The organism is Clostridium sp. MCC353 (assembly GCF_018785315.1).
Classification (GTDB): domain Bacteria; phylum Bacillota; class Clostridia; order Lachnospirales; family Lachnospiraceae; genus CHH4-2.
This window is the reverse complement of the sequence record NZ_WQPN01000085.1, coordinates 1-3,822: the sequence shown is the minus strand read 5'-3', so window position 1 is coordinate 3,822 and position 3,822 is coordinate 1. Positions and strand designations below refer to the sequence as shown.

The window sequence follows — 3,822 nt, the reverse complement described above, 5'->3', positions numbered from 1 at the left end:
AAGGCATTTTCGAAAAAGCCTTGACGTTTTACTTTAAAACGTGAAGGCTTTTCTGAAAATGCCTTCACCCTTTATGTAAAAAAATATAATCTTACCAAAGAAAAAAGGAGGAAGCACATGACAGCAAAAGAGTATCTGTCCATCTGGCAGAGGGGCGAAGAAGGGGAAAAAGTATCAAAAGAGGACTGGGATCTGGATTACATCGTAGACGGAGTCCGGGAACTGGTGGAAGACTATGACTTCACCTGGGACAAACAGGTAATCATCCCCACCGACGAAAAACTGTTTGACGACATGTTTGAAGCAGCGAAAAAATTCTTAGCCCAGAACGGCGTCTTCAACATGTCCACCGGCCGCATCATCTCTTTGTCGGAAGAGGAAATTGAAGCGGGCATTAAGAACATGAAAACATCCCTGGTGATGGGGGAAGGAAAGGACGCGGTCACTTTAAATGCCAGAGGGGTGGAAGACCGCCGGGAACCCTTAATCTGGGCGGGAAATCCGGGGTGCCCAACGCCGGAACGCCTCTATTATCCCATCATTTTAAGCTCTGCCAAAGAGCCTGTAATCGACCTTTTAACCTGCGGTTCCCTGGTTGATGTGGACGGATACCAGGTAAAAAGCGGCGCTCCCACGGAACTGATTGCGGTCAGAAGGGAGCTGGAATACCTTCATAAGGCCTTAGCGGAAGTTGGCAGGCCGGGAATGGGCCTTTTGGCGGCGGAAAGCGCGGTTACGGAGATGGGAGACCTGGCGGCAGCCTGTGAAAAACGCCTCCGTCCATGCGACTCCCATCTGACCGCCATGTTCAACGAGCTGATCGTGGACAACGGAAACCTAGTGAGAGCCGCCAATTCCCTGGATTACGGAATGAGAAATGCCTCTTTAGCCTGTACTATGGTGGGAGGCCTGGCCGGAGACGCTCCCGGTGCGACGGTTGTCATGATCGCTTCCATGCTGGCAGCCAATATTGTGTACATGGCGGATTATCATCTCTGCCACCCAATCCACATCCGGGATATTGCCACCACGGCAAGGGGATGCCTCTGGCTTCAGGCAGTGCTCTGCCAGACATTTGCAAAAAAAGCTCCAGCCATCATCGTCTGCGACCTGTGGCCGTCCAGCGGCGCTTATACCAAGGAACTGCTGTATGAAGTGGCAGCCAATTCCATCGTGGTGTCCGTCTGCGGCGGCCATCTGGAAGGGGTTGGTTCTGCCAACGGAAATCTGCCAAATGGAACCGGCCTGGAAGTGCGCCTGATGGGCGAAGTGGGAAAAGCCGTTGCAAGACAGGGCATGACCCGTGAACAGGCCAATGAAATCGTATTAAAACTGCTGGAAAAATACGAGCATGTATTCACCATGGAAGGTGGAAATCCCGGACGCAGCTTTGAAGAATCCTATAATATGGAGACAATTGAGCCGGTAGAGGGATGGCAGAAAATGTATGATGAAGTGAAAATGGAACTGACACAGATGGGGATTGAGTTTTAACACGCTTTGATGACTAAGGAGAAAATGAGATGAAAACAAATAAGGTCAGCCTGTTTAAAAGAGAAGACGTGGGCGGAGTTGTTTATGCATTTGTAGGGAATCTGGTTAACTATATCATTATCATCTATGCTCTTCAGGGGATTGGATGGGGAGATGATATCATTTACGGAAGGGTGGTTCCGGGGCTGTCCATCGGGCTCATGGCCAGCGGAATTGTGTATGCCATAATGGGATGGAATCTGGCGAAGAAGACGGGCAGGACGGATGTGACCGCTCTGCCGTCAGGCGTATCCACTCCGGCTATGTTCGTATACCTGTACGGAGTCATTTACCCACTGTCCTACGCCGGTCTGGCTCCGGAAGAATGCTGGACAGCGGCGGTTGCGGCCTGCTTCCTGGGCGGAGCCATTGAAACTTTAGGCGGCGTGGTAGGCCCGTTTATCAGAAAAATCGTGCCGAGGGCCGCAATGCTGGGAACCGTGGCAGGAATCGGCCTCGTATGGATGGCTACGGTAGGTTTATTTGAAGTATATCATGATCCGGTCCTGGGCCTTCCGGTGCTTCTGATCGCCATTATCGGCCTGATCGGAGGTTATGTATTCAAGAGGAAGATCCCTATGCTTTTAGTTTCCGTTGTGTTCGGAGTTGTCTATGCCATCTGCTTAGGCCGGGTGGATATCGATACCTCCACCATCGGATTTGTGATGCCGTATTTTTCAGGGGCCCATATATTAGCCGGTTTTAAACTGATCGTGCCGTATCTTGGAATCATTGTTCCAATTGAAGTGTATAATTTCATCGAAACCATGGACAACGTGGAATCCTCCATCGCGGCAGGAGATGAATACAATGTGGGACATGCCCAGATCGCCGACGGATGCTGCACCATGCTTTCCGCATTATTCGGCGGCATCATCCCGAATACTGTATGGCTGGGACACCCGGGACTGAAAAAGAGCGGAACCGGTATCGGTTATTCCTGGGTTACAGGACTTTTATTCGGCGCTTCCGCCCTGTTCGGAGTATACGGATTCTTTAACTCCCTGATGCCTGCGGTTATCGCCTCCATCACCTTCTTATGGTGTGCAATGCTGATGATCGTCCAGTCATTTACCGATACGCCCAGAAGACATGGCGCGGCTGTGGCAATAGCCCTGATCCCCCATGTGGCCGACGTGCTCTACACTTATGTCCGGGATGCCCTGGGAAGTTTCGGCATTTTCATCGAAGGCGCGCTGACTATGAACTCCAGCGACGAGTTTTCCCAGGCCATGCTGGACTACGGCGTGACCTGGCATGGGGTCTATGCCATGAGGAGCGGCGCCATTTTAACCAGTATCATGTGGGGGGCAACTGTGGTTTTCATCATTGACAGAAGGCTGGACAAGGCCGCCTATTCGCTGTTGATCGCTTCCGTGCTGTCCTTCTTCGGATTCATGCATGCGGCAGCCCTCGGCTTCGGCCCCGACACCATGAATTTCCCATATGCGGTCGGATATTTAATCAGCGCCGTGATCTGCTTCATCATCCATAAGACCCAGAAAAAGCTGATGGATGTGCCGCGCAGATACGATTACGTATAAGGAGGAAGAGAAAATGGATGCGAAATGTGTGAGAGTGCTGCGCCCCTACGAGGAAGCGGACAACAAAAAACGTGTGATTTACATAGATGAAGACGCCAGATATTCCCTGATGAAACAGTGGGGAGACACCATCATCATCAAAGGACGCCGGGACGTGAAAAATGTGGAGATCCGGCCCTTAAAGGAAATGGACCAGGAAGGCTTTATCGCCAGAATGGGCAGCCAGCTGTTGGATGAGGTGTTTGTGGAATATGGGGAAGAAGTGATGCTGAACCGGGAATAAGATATTCCTACCGGCAGCAGGATGATATAAAAAATAATGCCGTTGGCAGGGGAGAGGAAATTCTGTTAAGAAAAATCCGAGGCGTGAGCCTCGGACTTTGCCGGCAGTTTGAGCAGCTCTGGAAAATTATTTTCCAGAGCTGCTATTTTATTATTTCATGCGTCCGCACATACATCCACACATACATCCGCAAGGTCTTTTCCTGCAGGGGCAATTATTAGAATGGCAGCAGCAGGGAGGTTTAGGCGGCCACGGAGGTTTAGGCGGCCACGGAGGCTTAGGAGGGCACGGAGGCTTAGGAGGTTCCGGAGGGCACGGCGGTTTTGGCGGAAATGGAGGATACGGAGGGTAAGGCGGCTCCGGCGGGAACGGAGGGTAAGGGGGGTAAGGCGGCTCCGGCGGGAACGGAGGATGCGGAGGGTAAGGCGGCTCCGGCGGAAATGGAGGATACGGAGGGTAAGG

General features: G+C 51.8%; 3 protein-coding genes. All 3 read left to right on the top strand.

The features are described 5' to 3' along the window. Positions 1–117 precede the first annotated feature (117 nt). From GPL15_RS15565 to GPL15_RS15555, 3 genes are read left to right on the top strand one after another with little or no spacing between them, the layout of a single operon-like run. Entirely contained in the window at positions 118–1,494 is a 1,377-nt protein-coding gene (locus GPL15_RS15565) for a monomethylamine:corrinoid methyltransferase (protein WP_215699606.1), read from the top strand. Positions 1,495–1,523: 29 nt separating this feature from the next. Then, positions 1,524–3,077: a xanthine/uracil/vitamin C permease gene (locus GPL15_RS15560; protein WP_215699605.1), complete on the top strand. Its 1,554-nt coding sequence runs from the start codon at positions 1,524–1,526 to the stop codon at positions 3,075–3,077. Between the two features lie 13 nt (positions 3,078–3,090). Beyond that, the gene (locus GPL15_RS15555) at positions 3,091–3,360 is read left to right on the top strand and encodes a hypothetical protein (RefSeq protein ID WP_215699604.1); all 270 of its coding nucleotides are present in this window, start codon (positions 3,091–3,093) and stop codon (positions 3,358–3,360) included. Positions 3,361–3,822: the final 462 nt, after the last annotated feature.